This is a genomic window from Streptomyces abikoensis, assembly GCF_014648775.1.
Classification (GTDB): Bacteria; Actinomycetota; Actinomycetes; order Streptomycetales; family Streptomycetaceae; genus Streptomyces; species Streptomyces abikoensis.
Genome location: NZ_BMRT01000001.1, coordinates 776,472 through 792,924, shown reverse-complemented (window position 1 = coordinate 792,924; position 16,453 = coordinate 776,472). Strand labels below are relative to the sequence as shown.

Annotated in this window: 12 protein-coding genes and 1 pseudogene; 8 read left to right on the top strand and 5 right to left on the bottom strand. The window is 72.2% G+C overall.

Going from position 1 to position 16,453, the window contains the following annotated elements:
• Positions 1–27 precede the first annotated feature (27 nt).
• The 8 genes and pseudogenes from IE096_RS03455 (at position 28) to abc-f (ending at position 8,582) form a co-directional block, all read left to right on the top strand.
• The gene (locus tag IE096_RS03455; protein ID WP_189448220.1) at positions 28–1,236 is read left to right on the top strand and encodes a CaiB/BaiF CoA transferase family protein; all 1,209 of its coding nucleotides are present in this window, start codon (positions 28–30) and stop codon (positions 1,234–1,236) included.
• A complete protein-coding gene (locus IE096_RS03450) occupies positions 1,233–1,997 on the top strand; it encodes a crotonase/enoyl-CoA hydratase family protein (RefSeq protein WP_189448218.1) in 765 nt (254 codons plus the stop codon). Before IE096_RS03455 ends, IE096_RS03450 begins: the two co-directional genes overlap by 4 nt.
• A complete protein-coding gene (locus IE096_RS03445; RefSeq protein WP_189448216.1) occupies positions 1,994–2,749 on the top strand; it encodes an acetoacetate decarboxylase in 756 nt (251 codons plus the stop codon). The genes IE096_RS03450 and IE096_RS03445 overlap by 4 nt, the downstream gene beginning before the upstream one ends.
• Positions 2,746–3,675 carry a 3-hydroxyacyl-CoA dehydrogenase NAD-binding domain-containing protein gene (locus tag IE096_RS03440; RefSeq protein ID WP_189448214.1) on the top strand — a complete coding sequence of 310 codons (930 nt, stop codon included), beginning with the start codon at positions 2,746–2,748 and terminating at the stop codon, positions 3,673–3,675. The genes IE096_RS03445 and IE096_RS03440 overlap by 4 nt, the downstream gene beginning before the upstream one ends.
• 45 nt (positions 3,676–3,720) lie before the next feature.
• Positions 3,721–4,905, top strand: coding sequence for an acyl-CoA dehydrogenase family protein (locus tag IE096_RS03435; protein WP_189448212.1), 1,185 nt, complete (start codon positions 3,721–3,723; stop codon positions 4,903–4,905).
• A gap of 200 nt (positions 4,906–5,105) precedes the next feature.
• Positions 5,106–6,065 (top strand): annotated as a pseudogene (locus IE096_RS03430) (quinone oxidoreductase family protein); the annotation flags it as partial.
• Positions 6,066–6,132: 67 nt separating this feature from the next.
• Positions 6,133–6,738, top strand: a complete 606-nt coding sequence (locus IE096_RS03425) for a TetR/AcrR family transcriptional regulator (protein WP_189448209.1) — start codon at positions 6,133–6,135, stop codon at positions 6,736–6,738.
• A gap of 197 nt (positions 6,739–6,935) precedes the next feature.
• Positions 6,936–8,582: a ribosomal protection-like ABC-F family protein gene (gene abc-f, locus IE096_RS03420; RefSeq protein WP_189448207.1), complete on the top strand. Its 1,647-nt coding sequence runs from the start codon at positions 6,936–6,938 to the stop codon at positions 8,580–8,582.
• Positions 8,583–8,595: 13 nt separating this feature from the next.
• On the opposite strand, the gene IE096_RS03415 is transcribed toward abc-f, so the two are convergent.
• The 5 genes from IE096_RS03415 to IE096_RS03395 form a co-directional block, all read right to left on the bottom strand.
• Positions 8,596–9,792: a cytochrome P450 gene (locus IE096_RS03415; protein ID WP_189448205.1), complete on the bottom strand. Its 1,197-nt coding sequence runs from the start codon at positions 9,790–9,792 to the stop codon at positions 8,596–8,598.
• Between the two features lie 50 nt (positions 9,793–9,842).
• Positions 9,843–11,057, bottom strand: a complete 1,215-nt coding sequence (locus IE096_RS03410) for a cytochrome P450 family protein (RefSeq protein ID WP_189448203.1) — start codon at positions 11,055–11,057, stop codon at positions 9,843–9,845.
• Positions 11,054–14,179 (bottom strand): amino acid adenylation domain-containing protein, encoded by a 3,126-nt coding sequence (locus IE096_RS03405; RefSeq protein WP_189448201.1) that lies wholly within the window; start codon positions 14,177–14,179, stop codon positions 11,054–11,056. The genes IE096_RS03410 and IE096_RS03405 overlap by 4 nt, the downstream gene beginning before the upstream one ends.
• Positions 14,180–14,264: 85 nt before the next feature.
• Complete coding sequence (locus tag IE096_RS03400) at positions 14,265–14,735, bottom strand: pyridoxamine 5'-phosphate oxidase family protein (protein ID WP_229819885.1); 471 nt, start codon at positions 14,733–14,735, stop codon at positions 14,265–14,267.
• Between the two features lie 132 nt (positions 14,736–14,867).
• Entirely contained in the window at positions 14,868–16,412 is a 1,545-nt protein-coding gene (locus tag IE096_RS03395; protein ID WP_189448197.1) for an MFS transporter, read from the bottom strand.
• Between the last annotated feature and the right edge of the window lie 41 nt (positions 16,413–16,453).

Here is a 16,453-nt window from a genome sequence, read left to right as displayed (position 1 = left end):
CCGTATTGCCCTCGAACTGGAGTGGTGATGGAATCCGCAACAGCCGCGACAGCAGCAACAGATAAAGACGCCCCCGGCGGGCCCCTCGCCGGAGTGCGCGTCATCGACATGGCCACCGTCGTCATGGGGCCCTACGCCGCACAGATCCTCGGCGACCTCGGCGCCGACGTCATCAAGATCGAGTCGCCGAACGACACCGTCCGGATCGGCGTGCTGCACCGCACGCCCGGCATGACGCCCCTGAACCTCAACGTCAACCGCAACAAGCGCAGCGTCACGCTCGACCTCAAGGACGAGCGCGAACGCGCCACCGCGCTGGAACTGATCGGCACCGCCGACATCCTGATCACCAATATGCGCATCGACGCCCTGCGTCGCCTGGGCATGGACTACGACAGCCTCGCCGCCGCCAACCCCCGCCTCGTCTACGCCCACGCGCAGGGGTTCCGCCCGGACTCCGACCGGGCCCGGCTGGCCGCCTACGACGAGACGGTGCAGGCCGCCTCCGGGCTCGTCGACCTCGCGCAGCGCGCGGGCGACGTGGGGGCGCCCGTCGTGCTGCCGAGCATCTTCGGCGACAAGGTCGCCGCGCTGACGATCGTGTACGCGGCGCTGGCGGCCCTCGTCCACCAGCGCGCGACCGGTCGCGGGCAGCACGTCGAGATACCCATGGTGGACACCCTGCTGGCGTTCAACCTGGTCGAGCACCTTCAGGGCCGCGTCTTCGAGCCGCCGATGGGACCGACCGGCTTCCCGCTGTCCATGAACAAGGGACACCGCGCCCGTCCCACCAAGGACGGCCTGGCGATGGTCATCCCGTACACCCCGCAGAACTTCCGCGACCTGTTCGCCGCCGCCGGACGCCCCGATCTGGCCGAGGACCCGCGCGTCAACGGCGAGTTCATCGACTCCACGCGCGACGGCGAGGCCCTGGCCGAGCTGCTGGAGACGGTGACGCCCCGGCTGACCACCGCCCAGTGGGCCGAGGTGTGCGCCAAGCACAGCATCCCCTTCGGCCCCGTGCTGCGGCTCGACGAGGCCGCCGAGGACCCGTACGTACGGGGAGGCCACCTGCTGGACGTCGCCGAGCACCCCACCGAGGGCGCCTACCGGGTCATCGGCATACCGCTGGCGTTCTCCGACACCCCCGCCTCGGTGCGCCGGCACGCGCCACTGCCCGGCCAGCACACCGACGAGGTACTCGGCGAGCTCACCAACGGTGAGGTGCGGCCATGAACGACAGCGTCCGCGCCGAAACCGTCGGCAGCGCCCTCGTCGTCACCATCGACCGGCCGCGGGCCCGTAACGCCGTCGACGCCGAGGTCGCCCGGGGCATCGCCGACGCCATCGACCGCCTGGAGGCCGACCCCGGCCTGCGGGTGGGGGTCCTCACCGGCGCGGACGGCACGTTCTGCGCGGGCATGGACCTCAAGGCCGCCGCCCGCGGCGAGCAGGTGACCGTGCCCGGCAAGGGCTTCGCCGGGCTCGCCGAGGCGCGTACGGCCAAGCCGCTGATCGCGGCCGTCGAGGGCCACGCCCTGGGCGGCGGCTTCGAACTCGCCCTGGCCTGCGACCTGGTGGTCGCCGCCGAGGGCGCCCGCTTCGCCCTCCCCGAGGTCAAGCGCGGGCTGATCGCCGGCGGCGGCGGGGTCGTACGGCTCCCCAGGCGCGTCCCGCACCACCTGGCGATGGAACTCCTCCTCACCGGCCGCGCCGTCACCGCCGAACGCGCCCGCGAACTCGGCCTCGTCAACCGCCTCACCCCCGACGGCCGGGCCCTCCCGGCCGCCCTGGAGCTCGCCGAGGAGATCGCGGCCAACGCGCCGCTGGCCCTGGCCGCGGTCAAGAGGACCGTGCGACGGGCGGACGGCGCGTCCGAAACGGAGGCGTTCGCCGCGCAGACCGCCGAGATCGGCACGCTCCTGCGCTCCGCCGACTTCGCCGAAGGCGTCCGTGCCTTCACCGAGAAGCGCGAACCCCGCTGGAGCGGGCGATGAACCGCGCGCGGATCCTGCGAACCATCACCACACCCGCCACGGCGCCCGCGTACGCCCCGGCCGCCGTCCGCTTCACCGACCGCGAGTACCTGAGCATCGTGTACCGCACCGACCCCGAGGCGCTGCGGGCCGTCGTGCCCGAACCGCTGCGCGTCGACGCCGACGAGCCGCTGGTGCGGTTCGAGGTGATGAAGATGGGCGACGCCACCGCCTACGGCCCGTACGTCGAGGCCGGGCAGGCCATACCGGTGCGTTTCGGGGACGAGCGCGGCGAATACCTGCACGCGATGTACCTGGACAGCTTCGCCGCCACCGCCGCGGGCCGCGAGGTGAGCGCCTACCCCAAGGCGATGGGCACACCCGCCCTGTACGCCGAGCACGCCGCGCTGGTCGGCACGCTGGACTACGGGAGCGTACGCGTGGCCACCGCCACGATGGGCTACAAGCACCACCCGCTCGACCCGGAGCTCGCCCGCGAGTCGATCGCCGTGCCCGCGTACATGCTCAAGACCGTCCCGGACTACGACGGCACCCCGCGCGTCTGCGAGCTCGTCCGCACACGGATCACCGACCTGGTGGTCAAGGAGGCGTACACCGGGCCCGCGCGGCTGCAGCTCTTCGCGCACGTGCTGGCGCCGCTGGCCGACCTGCCGGTGCGCGAGGTCGTCTCGGCGAGCCACATCGTCACGGACCTCACCCTGGACCGGGCCGTGCCCGTCCACGACTACCTGACCGAGGAGGAACCCTCATGACCGCCGCCGTCGTCGGTGCCGGCACCATCGGCCTCGCGTGGGCCGCGCTCTTCGCCGGGCACGGAATCGAGGTGACCGTCACCGACCCGCGCGACGACCTGGACGCGGCCGTGGACGAGGCACTGCCGATGCTCGCCGCCGGACTGCCCGGCAGTGACGCGACGGAGCTGCGCCGCCGTATCCGCACCACCCACGACCTGGCCGAGGCCGTGGCCGGAGCGCGGCTCGTGCAGGAGAACGGCCCGGAGAACCTGGAGTTCAAGCAGCGGCTCTTCGCCGACGTCGCCCACCACGCCCCGGCCGGCGCGCTGCTCGCCACCTCCAGCTCCGGCATCGTCGCCACCCGCATCGCCGAGCGGCTGCCGGACGAGGCCGCCGCGCGGCTGCTGGTCGCGCACCCCTTCAACCCGCCGCACATCGTCCCCCTCGTGGAGATCGTGCCGGGCGAGCGGACCGCGGAGAGGACCGTGGAGGAGGCCATCGCCTTCTACCGGGCACTGGGCAAGACGCCGGTACGACTGCGCAAGGAACTCCCCGGATTCGCGGCCAACCGCCTGCAGGGCGCCGTACTCCAGGAGGCGATCCACCTCGTCCTCAGCGGCGTGGTCGACGCGGAGGAACTCGACACGGTGATGAAGGCGTCGCTGGGCGGCCGCTACGCGGCCGTCGGTCCCTTCGAAAGCTTCCACCTGGGCGGCGGCCCCGGCGGCATCCGGCACATGATGCGCCACCTCGGCCCCGGCCTCGCCGAGGGCTGGCAGCGCCTCGGCCACCCCGAACTGGACGCCGCCGCCGTCGCCACGCTCGTCGGCCAGACGGAGGCCGCCTACGGCAGCGGGCCCGACGCGTACCGGCGACGTGCCCTCCTCCGCGACCGCAAACAGCTCGCGCTCGACGCGGCGCTGCGCCGGGCCGAGAACGACTGAACCTCACGTACGAGAACGACTGAACCTCACGTACAGGAGTCACCCATGCCCAAGCCCGCCAACACCACCCCTGACTTCTTCGGATACGCCGACCTGCTCAGCGACGCCGAGCGGGCCGAGCTGGCCGCCGTCCGCGACTACCTGGAGAGCGAGATCAAGCCGCTGTTCGACGCCTCCTGGGAACGGGCGGAATTCCCCTTCGAGGTGATCGAGAAGATCGCGAAGCTCAGGCTGGCCGGATACGCCTACCCCGAGTACGGCGACGGCCGCCACCGCAGCGAGCTGTTCTCCGGCTTCCTCAACCTGGAACTCAACCGCGTCGACGCCTCGTTGGGGGTGTTCTCCGGAGTCCACACCGGGCTCGCGATGGGCAGCATCCACGGGGGCGGCAGCAAGGAGCAGCGCGACCGCTGGCTGCCGGACATGGCCGCGATGAAGAAGATCGGCGCCTTCGCCCTGACCGAGCCCGAGGGAGGCTCCGACGTCGCGGGCGGCATGCGCACCACCGCCCGGCGCGAGGGCGACACCTGGGTCCTCGACGGCGCCAAGCGTTGGATAGGCAACGGCACCTTCGCCGATCTCGTCGTGGTCTGGGCCCGCGATACGGCCGACGGCCACGTCAAGGGCTTCGTGGTGGAGAAGGGCACCCCGGGCTTCACGGCCACCAAGATCGAGGGCAAGATCGCGCTCCGCACCGTGCAGAACGCCGACATCACCCTCGACGGGGTGCGCGTCCCCGAGGCCAACCGGCTCCAGCGGGTCGACGGTTTCCGCGACACCGCCGCCATCCTGGCCCGCACCCGGGGCGGGGTGGCCTGGCAGGCCCTGGCGGTCGCGGTACGCGCCTACGAACTCGCCCGCGCCTACGCCGTCGACCGTGAGCAGTTCGGCAGGCCCATCGGCGCCTTCCAGCTGATCCAGGACCTGCTGGTGAGGATGCTCGGCAACATCACGGCCATGTTCGGCATGGTGGTCCGCCTCAGCCAGCTCGCCGCCGCCGGCCGCGACAGCGCCGAACAGGCCGCCCTCGCCAAGGCGTTCACCACCGCCCGGATGCGCGAGTGCGTGGCCTGGGCCCGTGAACTCTTCGGCGGCAACGGCATCGTCCTCGACTACGGGATCGCGAAGTTCTTCGCCGACGCCGAGGCCGTCTACTCCTTCGAGGGCACCCGGGAGATGAACACCCTCATCGTCGGCAAGGCCGTCACCGGGCACAGCGCCTTCGCGTGACGAGCACTTGCCGGTTCCGGCCCAGGCCGACAAGAGGGGCTGGGCACCCTCGGCCACCTGGCTGAACACGCCCTCGAACATGGCCCCTGGGTGGCCTCCTGGTCTTTGGACTTGTGGGTCCAATCCTGGCTGCCTACCGTGCTCGGCGGATCACTTCACCACGCGCTCGTTCGCGCTGATTCGCACAGAGAGGTGCCCACATGCACGCGATCCGTATCGAGGAACACGGCGGCCCCGAGGTCATGCGGTGGACCGAGCTTCCGGACCCGGACCCCGGTCCCGGTGAGGTGCTCGTCCGGCTCGGTGTCGCGGGAGTGAACTACATGGACGTCGGGGCCCGCGCCCAGGGCGGACCGGGGTGGGCCGCTCCGGCGGTCCTGGGTGCCGAGGGGATGGGATACGTCACCGCTCTCGGCGCCGGCGTCGAGGAGTTCGCCGTCGGGGACCGGGTGGCGTGGTTCTATCATCCGGGCAGTTACGCGGAGTTACTCGCCGTTCCCGTCGAATCGCTGGTCAAGGTGCCCGACGGGATCGCGGACGAGACCGCGGCCGCCGTGATGCTCCAGGGGCTGACCGCCAGCCACTTCAGCACCGAGACCTACGCGATCGGGCCGGGTGACACGGCCGTGGTGCACGCGGCGGCGGGGGGAGTGGGGCTGCTGCTCACCCAGATGATCAAGGCACGTGGCGGCAAGGTGATCGGGCTGGTCTCCCGCGAGGAGAAGGTCGCCGTCGCCGAGGAGGCCGGAGCCGACCATGTGCTGGTCCGGTCCGGGCGTGGCTTCGAGGAGCGGGTCAGGGAGTTGACCGGCGGCCGGGGAGCCGATGTCGTCTACGACGGCGGTGGCAGCGAGACGTTCCGCTCCTCTCAGCTCGCCCTGCGCCCGCACGGGGTGCACGCCTACTACGGCCCCTTCATGGGCGTTCCGGCCCTCCGGCCGACCGACCTGCCCAACAGCATCCTGCTGACCTACCCGGTGGTGCACCACCACGTGCCCACCCGCGAGGCCTTGGTCCGCCGGACCGGAGAGCTCTTCGACCTGATCCTCGACGGGAAGCTCACCCCGCGCGTCGGAGGCCGCTACGCCCTGGCCGACGCGGCACGGGCCCACGCGGACATCGAGTCGCGCCGGACCACCGGAAAGCTGCTGCTCCTGCCCGGCCCGCGGTGGCGCGTCCCGCCCCGGCGCACTTCAATGGGCGCGACAGCTCACACCGGGAGGACAGGTGTCGTTGACCCGCAAGGGCGCCGCGACCAGGCAGCGCATCATCGAGGGGGCCGCGGAGGAGATCCGGGACCAGGGAGTTTTCTCCCTGCGGCTTGAGGACGTCATGGGTCGCACCGCGACCAGCAAGAGCCAGCTGTTCCACTACTTCCCCGGCGGGAAGGACGAGTTGCTGCTGGCCGTGGCCCGGTACGAAGCGGCCCGGGTCATCGACGACCAGCAGCCGGAGCTGGGCGCGCTGACCGGCTGGGACGCCTGGTGGCAGTGGCGCGACAAGGTCGTCGCCCGCTACCGCGCGCAGGGCGAGAACTGTCCGCTGCACGCCGCCATGTCACAGCTGGGAACAGCCACGGACGCCGCGCGCGCCGTGGCCCGTGAGCTTCTGGGGCACTGGCAGGAGCAACTCGCGGCGGGCATCCGCCACATGCAGGACGCGGGCGAGATCGCCGCCGCCCTGGACGCCGACCGCGAGGCCGCGGCCCTGCTGGCCGGAGTCCAGGGCGGGGTGATGATCCTCCTGACGACGGGCGGCATCGAGCACCTGGAGGCCGCCCTGGACCGGGGCATCGCACACCTGCGAGAAATTCCCGTCGCGATTCCCGCTTGAGTTGTTAAACTGGCACGGATTCTGACCGCTCGTCGAGGAGACCGGACATGGTGGTGGACGACGACATCTCCGGGTGATCACCCGGACCCGACAGGCCACCGGCCGATGCGCGGAAGCATCGCCGTCAGTGGCTTCGTTGTCGTTCCCGTTTTCCACTTTCCCCTTGTCTGTCACTGCGCTCTCACGAGGTCACCTTCATGTCCGGCGTCTCCGGTGTTTCCGTCGTCTGCTCGAACCTGTCCTTCGCCTGGCCCGACGACACCCCCGTCTTCCAGGACCTGTCCTTCACCCTCGGCCCCGGCCGCACCGGGCTCGTCGCGCCCAACGGCGCCGGCAAGAGCACCCTGCTCAAGATCGTCGCAGGTGAACTGCGCCCCGCCACCGGGTCGGTCTCCGTCACCGGCACCCTCGGCTACCTGCCGCAGAGCCTCCCCCTGACCGGTGAGCTCACCGTCGCCGAGGTGCTGGGCGTCGCCGCGATCATCCGGGCCATCGACGCGGTGGAGTCCGGGGACGCCGACGAGAAGCACTTCACCACCATCGGCGACGACTGGGACATCGAGGAACGCACCCGCGCCCAGCTCGACCGCCTCGGCCTGACCGACGTCACCCTGGACCGCACGCTGAGCACCCTCAGCGGGGGACAGGTGGTCTCCCTCGGCCTCGCCGCCCAGCTGCTGAAGCGCCCCGACGTGCTGCTGCTCGACGAGCCCACCAACAACCTCGACCTCGACGCCCGGCACAAGCTCTACGACGTGCTGGCGAACTTCACCGGCTGCCTGCTCCTCGTCAGCCACGACCGCGCCCTGCTCGACCGCATGGAACGCATCGCCGAACTCGACCCGCGCGGCGAACTCCGTTTCCACGGCGGCAACTTCACCGAGTACGAGGACGCCGTCCGTGCCGAGCGGGAGGTCGCGGAGAAGAACGTCCGCAACGCCGAACAGGAGCTCAAGCGGGAGAAGCGCGAGATGCAACAAGCCCGCGAACGCGCCGAACGCCGGCAGAGCAACGCCGCCCGCAACCTCAAGAGCGCCGGCCTGCCCCGCATCTTCGCCGGCAACATGAAGCGCGGCGCGCAGGAGTCCGCCGGACGGGCCGGCCAGATGCACGCCGGCCGCGTCAGCGAGGCGAAGGCCCGGCTGGACGAGGCCGGGCGCGCGCTCCGCGACGAACAGCGCATCACGCTGGACCTGCCCGAGACCAACGTGCCCGCCGGACGCAACCTGTTCCTCGGCGAACAGCTCCGCGTCCGGCTCGGCGGCAAGGACGTCTTCGCCGGGAACGGCCTCGACCTGACGATCCGGGGCCCGGAACGCATCGCGCTGACCGGCCCCAACGGCGCCGGGAAGAGCACCCTGCTCCGGCTGCTCGACGGCGGCCTGGCCCCGGAGAGCGGCGCGGTCAAGCGGGCCGACGGGCGCGTCGCCTATCTCTCGCAGCGCCTCGACCTGCTCGACCCGGAGCGTACGGTCGCCGAGAACTTCGCCGAGTACGCCCCGGAGCGGTCCGAGGCCGAGCGGATGAACCTGCTCGCCCGCTTCCACTTCCGGGGCGCCGGCGCCCATCTGCCCGTTGGGGTGCTCTCCGGCGGCGAGCGGCTGCGCGCCACCCTGGCCTGCGTCCTGTGCGCCGAACCGGCCCCGCACCTGCTGCTCCTGGACGAGCCGACGAACAACCTCGACCTGGTCAGCGCGGGCCAGCTGGAGAGCGCGCTGAACTCCTACCAGGGCGCGTTCGTCGTGGTCAGCCACGACGAACGGTTCCTGTGGGAGATCCGCGTCGACCGGTGGCTGCGGCTGGCCGACGGCGAGCTGACGGAGACGGGGGCTCCCGGGGTGTGAGCCCCCGGCCTCGCTACCAGGTGACCGGCAGCCCCGCCAACATGATCGCCATGCGGTTGGGGTGCCAGGGCACCTCGTCCACCGGTACCGCCAGGCGGATGCCCGGCAGCCGGTCGAGCAGGACGCCGAAGGCGGTCTCTGATTGCCGGCGGACCAGGTGGGCGCCCGGGCAGTGGTGGCGCCCGTACCCGAAGCGGAGATGGGGGTTGGGGGAGCGGGTGGGGTCGAAGGTGCCGGGGTCGGGGAAGGCGGCGGGGTCGTAGTTGGTCGCGTCCAGCGAGAGCAGGACGAGGTCGCCCTGCCGTACCTCCGCCGTGTCCAGTTTCGTGTCCTCGGTGACGAAGCGGGGGATGGCGTTGCCCAGGACGACGCTGTGGCGCAGCAGCTCCTCCACGCACTGCGGCATGGTTTCCGGGCGGGCGCGCACGGCGTCCATCGCCTCGGGGTGCTGGAGGAGGGTGAGCGCCGCGACGCCCAGGAAGCTGGCGAAGTCCTCGTAACCGCTGACGAACAGGACGGAGACGATGTTCGACAGCTGCTTGTCGGTGAGCCCCTGCCGCTCCGCGTTGAGATCGGCGAGGCGGTCGACGAGACCGCGGGGCCGGCCGGGGCGGCGGGCGGCCATGTACTCGTGCATGTAGACCCGGATCTCCTCCCAGTTGCGGGCGAGTTCCTCGTGGGTCGGGGTCACCATGGTCAGGTCGAGGTCGGCCCGTACGGCGAGCCACTCGTGGTCCTCGAAGGGCAGTCCGAGGACCCGGCACATGCACTGGGCGGCGACCCATTCCGCGAAGTGGCGCTGGAGGTCGCCCGGGCTGCCCTGCCGGACCATGGTGTCCAGGCCCTCACGGGTGACCTCGGCGACCCAGTCGGCGGGGAGCTCGGGCTGGTTGCGGCCGAGCGCCTTGAGGACCTCGTCCCGCAGCCCGGCCTGCTGGAGGTGGTTCATGGCGTCCAGCAGCTCGGGTGCCAGGATCGGGGTGTCCTGGGCGGGGCCCTCGGGGTCGGCCAGTACGGATCGGGCGAACTTCCGGTCGCGCAGCACGTGCTGGGCCGTCTCGTAGCCGGTGACCAGCCAGGCCTCCTCGCCGGAGTTGGTGCTGACCCTGGCCACCGGGCAGCGGCTCCGCAGCTCGTCGAGTTCGGGGGCGAGGCGGACGCCCTCGGTGCTGAAGGGGTAGTGGGGGAGCTCCGCGTTCGGTGCGGTCACTGTCTCGGGCCTTTCTCGTCCGGTCGTCACGTCGTGGAGGGGAAGGTGCGTCACCAGCGCACCGGGAGCCGGGCCGGGGCCCGCAGCGGGGTGGACTCGTCCCAGGGGATCGACTCCGCCGGCACGGCGAGCTCGATGCCGGGCAGCCGCTCCAGCAGCACCTCGATGGCGATGGAGAGCTGCAGCCGGGTCAGGTGCCCGCCGGTGCAGGCGTGGGGCCCGTGGCCGAAGGCGACGTGAGCGTTGGGGGTGCGGGTCAGGTCCAGGCGGTCGGGGTCGGTGAACGCGGCGGGGTCGCGATTGGCGGAGGCGGGCACCGGGATGACCGCGTCCCCGGCCCGGATGTGCTGCCCGTGGAGGGTGAAGTCCTCCTGGGCGACCAGAATGTTGATGGCGTTCATCAGCGGGACGTGGCGCAGCAGCTCCTCCACCGCCGTGCCCATCCGCTGCGGCGACTCGCGCAGCTCCCGCAGCTGGTCGGGGTGGGTGAGCAGGGTGAACAGCGCGTTGCCGGTGTGCTGGATGTTGGTCTTGTAGCCGGCCATCAGCATGGTGACGACGAAGCTGACCACGTCGTCCCGGGTCATCCCGCCGTCGGGGCGGCGGCTCTCCGCCAGCAGGAGGTGGATGTAGTCCTCGCCCTCGCCCTCCTTCTCCTTGCGGGAGATGAGGTCCTCGGCGTAGTCCTGGAGCGCGTACAGGGCCGCCAGCACCTCGTCCATCGACAGCCCGGCGGCGCCGAGCAGGGTGAGGGTGTGGGGGAGGTAGATCCCGTGGTCCTCGTGCGGGATCCCGGTGGTCTCGCACAGCACGCGCAGCGGCAGCGGATCGACGTAGGCGGCGACCAGGTCGGCCGTGCCGCCGTCGGCGGACGCCACCATGGCGTCGATCAGCTCCCCGGCCATGTCCCGGATCCGGGGCTCCATGAATTCCAGGCGGCGCCTGCCGAAGAGCGGCAGCACGGTGCGCCGTACCCGCTCGTGGTGCTCGCCGGTCATCTCCAGGAACGTCGGCAGGCACGGCGGCGGGGCGTCGGGGCCCTCGCGGGGCGGCCAGGCGGAGAGCAGCGGCCGGACGAGCCGGGGGTCGGCGAAGGCGGCCCGCACGTCCTCGTAGCGGCTGAGCAGCCAGCCCGTCTCGCCGTTCGGTAACTCCGCCTTGACCACCGGCTGTTCGGCGCGCAGACGGGCGTAGCCGCACGGGGGGCCGGCGGTGCCCGGCTCCACGGCCGGGACCTGGACGAGTGCGGGAAGGTCCTCGCTCATGCTGTGTGCTCCGTTCCGGGAAGCGACGGGTGTCCGGGGGCGGGGCGCGGGATGTAGCCGGACGAGAAGAAGAACTCCAGGTACCGGTCCAGCAGCGCGGTGTCGACGGGCGGGCAGTCCAGCCCGCTGCCGTCCAGGGCCTCCTCGGCGTTGCGGCGGCCCAGGACCGGGAAGACGCCCTTGAGGTACATCTCCTTGACCGACATGTCGGCGTTGCGGCTGCGGTCCACGCACAGGGAGACGAACGGGGCCGTCGCGCTCTTCGGGTTGCGTGCGACGTGGCGCACCAGCTCGCCCACCCACTGGTCGTAGGGCAGCGTGCGGATCGCGAAGCCCGCCGCGCGCATCCGGTCCAGGACGTCGGAGAGCATGGCCGGGCGCGGGTTGGTGAGGTGGTGGACCCGCCAGCCGGCCGGGCGGCGGGTGGCGATGTGGACCACGGCCTCGGCGAGGTGGTCGACGGGCACGAAGTCCATCGGCAGCTCGATGTCGGGGGCCAGGCCCGTCTCGGCGATCGTCTTGAACAGGGAGCAGATGGCCGTCTCGGTGTTGCACGCGCCGGTCACCCGGTCGCCCGTCACCTCGTACGGCCGGTGCACCGCCACCGGCAGGCCCTGCTCGGCCGCCCGCCGCAGCACCTCCTCGGCGACCCACTTGCTCTCCGCGTAGCCCATGGTGAGCCCGTCGGCGTGCGCCAGCGGCATGTCCTCGTCGACCTTGTCCACCCCGGCCGTGCCGAATCCGGCGACGACGGCGACGGTGGAGATGAAGTGGACGGGCACGCGGCGGGGTGCCGCCAGCTGGACGACCCTGCGGGTGCCCTCGACGTTGGCCGAGCGCAACTCCTCGTACGGGTAGAGGAAGTTGACCCGGGCCGCATTGTGCACGATCAGGTCCAGGCTGCCGGACAGTTCGGCGGCGTGGTCGGGGGAGAGGCCGAGACCGGGTTCGGAAAGGTCGGCGGGGAAGCACTCCACTCGCTGCCAGGCGGCCTCGTCGAGGCTCAGCCCGTAGCGGGCGAGGGTGTTGCGCACCCGCCGGGCGGCGTGCGCGTCGCCGGACGCCCGTACGGGGCAGTGGACGCGCGCGGACGTCATGCGCAGCAGCCGGTCGAGCAGGAAGGCGCCGACGAACCCGGAGGCGCCGGTGAGCAGGACGTTCCGGGGGTCCTCGGGGCGCGGGGCCGGGCCCTGGGCGGGCGGCAGCTCGAAGCCGAGCTCGCTCTCGCGCTCGAAGTCGACCGCCGGTTCGTTCCGCGCCGGGCCGCCGGCGCCGCCGCGCAGTTCGCGGACGGCCGTGGCGAAGCCCTCCAGGGTGGGTGCCGCCAGCAGGGCCCTGATGAGGGTGGAGCCCAGCGCGGCGTCGAGGCCCAGCACCGCGAGGGTGCGGGTGACGGTCTCGGAGGCGAGCAGTGAGTCGCCGCCGAGCCGGAAGAAGTCGTCCTGGGGGGTGGGACGTACCCGGAGCACCTGGTGCCACACCTCGGCGAGGGCGTCGAGCACTCCCTCGACCTTGGACGGGTCGGCCTCGCCGGGCTCCCCGGTTCCCCGGGGCCGGGGCGCGAGGGCCTTCAGCCGGGCGCGGTCGACCTTGCCGCCGCTGGTCACCGGCAGGTGGTCCATGGCCACCAGCGCCGGGACGGTCTGGGGCGGCAGCCACTCGGCGCAGTAGGCGCGGATGCCGGGCAGGTCCAGGGGGTCTCCGGGCGTGGCGGCGGTGACATAGGCGGTCAGGGCGCCGGATTCGAGCTGGACGACGGCCTCGCCGACCTCGGGGTGGGCCCGCAGCCGGGCCTCGATCTCGTCCAGCTCGACGCGCACACCGCGCAGCTTCACCTGGCGGTCCAGCCGTCCCCGGTACTCCAGCAGCCCGTCGGCGCGCCGGACGACCAGGTCACCGGTCCGGTACAGCGGCCCGTGCGGATGATGGGCGGGCAGGTCGACGAACCGCTCGGCGGTCAGGTGGGGATCGCCGAGGTAGCCCAGGGCCAGTCCGTCCCCGCCGACGTACAGCTCCCCTTCCTCGCCCGGTGCCGCGGCCGTGCCGTCGGGGCGCAGGACGTGGCAGACGGTGGCGCCGAAGGGGCGGCCTATGGGGACGTGCGTGGCGTCGGCGGGCAGTTCGCGCACCACGTGCGCGGTGGAGACGACCGAGTTCTCCGTCGGGCCGTAGAAGTTGACGACGGTGGTGCCGGGGCAGGCGGCCAGTACCTCGTCCGCCAGGCGGGGGTCCATCGCCTCGCCGCCTGCGGAGGCGAAGCGCAGGGGCGCCAGGGCCTGGGGGCGGGTGCGGGCGACGAGGTGGAAGACGCTGGTCGTCAGGTAGGCGACGGTCACGCCCCGGGCGCGGAACAGTTCCTCCAGCGCGATGGGCGAGAGGAGTTCCTCGCGGTCCGCCAGGACCAGGCAGGCGCCGGTCAGCAGCGCGCCCCAGATCTCGATGGTGGAGGCGTCGGAGGACAGTCCGTAGGCGTGCAGCACGCCGTCGCCGGGGCCCGGCGGGGGTAACTCGCCGTCGGAGAGGACGAGACGGGCCACGCCGCGGTGGGGTATCGCCACCGGCTTGGGGCGGCCGGAGGAGCCGGAGGTGAACACCACGTAGGCGCAGTCGGAGGGGTCGGCGGCGGGCCGGGTGCCCGGGGTGCGGTCGACCGTGTGCTCGATCGTGTCGAACTCCACGCGGACGGGCAGTCCGCGCACCGGGTCGGTGCTGCCGGGCAGGACGACGGCCGCGCGCAGCCCGGCGTCCTCGGCCATGGCCCGCAGCCGGGCCGGCGGCAGGTCCTCGTCGAGCGGGACGTACGCGCAGCCCGCCTTGAGGATGCCCAGCAGCGCGACCAGCGCTTCCAGGGAACGGCTGCCGCACACGCCCACCGGCGTGCCCGGCTCGACGCCCCGGTCGAGCAGGTGGGCGGCCAGCGCGTCGGAGCGGGCGCCGAGTTGCCCGTAGGTCAGGGTGCGGTCCCCGTGCCGGGCGGCGAGGGCCTCTGGCCGGGCCGCCGCCTGTTCCTCGAAGAGCTCGGGAAGGCTCCGGTCACGCGGGTAATCGCGCGTGCCACTCGTGCCGGCCGTCCCGGGGCGGGCGGTGGGGGCCGGCCGGGCGGAAACGTCGATGTCTGTCATGGAGACCTGTTCGTTCTGTTTCGGGGGGTGTGGGTGTCATGTCGTCCGTGCCGTGTGAGGTGTGCGGTGGGTGGGGGAGTGGGGCTCAGCCGTCGGCGTCGCTCTTGCCCTGTTCGGCGAAGTCGGCGGCGAAAGCGGCGAAGTCCGCGGTGCGCCAGTGCTGCGGGCGCATGCGGAAGGTGACGTCGCCCTGGAGCTGGTGCGCCGTCGCCTTGAGGTAGGCGCGCGCCTCCTCGGGGTCCAGGTAGCGGTGGGCCATGGCCTCGCGCATCTCGGGGTCGGCCGGGTCGGTGACCGAGGTGACGGGTCCTTCGACGCTGACGTACCGGTAGGGGCGGTTGTCGTCCTGGGCGCAGAGGCTGAAGCGGCCCGCCTCCAGCAGGAGCTTGGTCTTCACCATCTCCCGGCCGGTCTGGACCACGACCTCCCCTCCGGGCTCGTAGTGGTACCAGACCGGCACCAGCAGCGGGGCGCGTCCCTCGCCCCGTGGGTCGGTGACGCCCAGTACGCCGATGCGCGGCTCGGCGAGGAAACGTTCACGTTCGTGGTGCGGCATTTTGGGCAGCATGAAACGGCTCCCTGTGTCGTAAATCGACCGTAATCAAGAGGTTTTGCGGGACTTAACGCCAATAGTCAGGCTATGGCTGGCTGTTCGGCTGAACGAGACTGGACGGTTCTCTTCCGTCTGTCAATCACCAACATCATTTCCGGTCAGCCGACCGGTTGGGGTTACGCCCGGTTCAGCGGGGAGGAGGAACGACGCGACGAGCGTGATCGCGAGCAGCCCGGCTTCCGCGCCCAGAGTGATCTCCATGGCCCGTGACCAGTCGAGGCGGGCCGCCGTCCCGGAGGCGTCCGCCCCCGTCGCGTCCGCGGTCCGGCCGGCGAGCGCGGAGAAGAAGACCGTGCCCAGCACCGCGCTGCCCAGCGCGCTGCCGAACTGCTGCACCGCCGTCAGCGTCCCGGCGGCCGAACCCGTCTCGTGCGGCTCCACGGTGCCCAGCACCGTCTCGAAGAACGGGCCCATCACCAGCCCCAACCCCAGCCCCACGACCGCCAGCGCGGGCGCGCCCTGCCACACCGTGACGTGCGCGCCCGCCCAGCGCAGCGCGCAGGCGAACGCCCCGGCACCCAGCGCCATCACCACGACGCCGGTCCGCACCAGCGCGCGCCCGTATCGGCTCAGCAACCCCGCGCTGTCCAGCACCTGCACCACCACGAAACCGATGACCGTACCGGCGGACCAGGGCAGCACGGCCAGCCCCGCCTGCAGCGGCGAAGCACCCAACCCCGACTGGAAGTAGAGGCTGAGCGCCAGCGAGAACCCCGCCACCGCGGCGAACAGCGCCGCGCCGGTCACCAGACCGCCCGAGAAGGCCCTCTTGCGGAACAGCCCCGGCACCACCAACGGGTCACCGCCACCGCGTGACACCCGGTCCTCGTACCAGCCGAAAGCCCCGAACAGGGCCACTCCGGCCGCCATCGACACGAACGCCCACGTCGGCCACCCCAGTTCGCGCCCCTGGACCAGCGGGAAGACGACCGCCAGCGCGGCGGCCGAGGCCAGCGCGGCACCCACCAGATCCAGCCTGGTCCGCGCCGTGGGGCCCGTCGCGGGCAGGAACCGCCACCCGCCGAGGAACGCCAGCCCCCCGAGCGGCAGGTTGACCAGGAAGACCATGCGCCAGCCGGCCCCGAACCAGTCGGCGCCCACCAGCCAGCCCGCCAGTACCGGGCCGCCCACATAGGACAGCCCCATCACCGGCCCGTACATCCCCAGCGCCTTGCCCAGCTCCCGGCCGTGGAACATCTCCTTGATCATGCCGAGCCCCTGCGGGATCATCACCGCCCCGAACAGCCCCTGGAGCCCGCGCGCCCCGACCAGGAACCCCGGCGACACGGCCACCGCGCACAGCAGCGAGGCGCCGGTGAATCCCGCCGTGCCGATCAGGAACGTCCGGCGACGCCCCACGACGTCCCCCAGCCGCCCGCCCGTGATCAGCCCGACCGCCATGGCGAGCGCGTAGGCGGCCGCCAGCCACTGGGTGACGCCGGCCCCGCCGCCCAGCTCGGCCCGGACCGACGGCGCCGCGATGGTGGCCACCAGCGAGTCGAGCATGTCCATCGCCTCTCCGGCGAGGATCACCCACAGCGCCGCCCAGCGCCACCTGTAGGGCTGCGGCGCGGGGGAGGCGGACAGGACCACGTCATCGGCGCGGGGGAATTCGGACATGGAAAGGATCTTTCCCAGAAGATCGGGAAGCGAGTCCGACA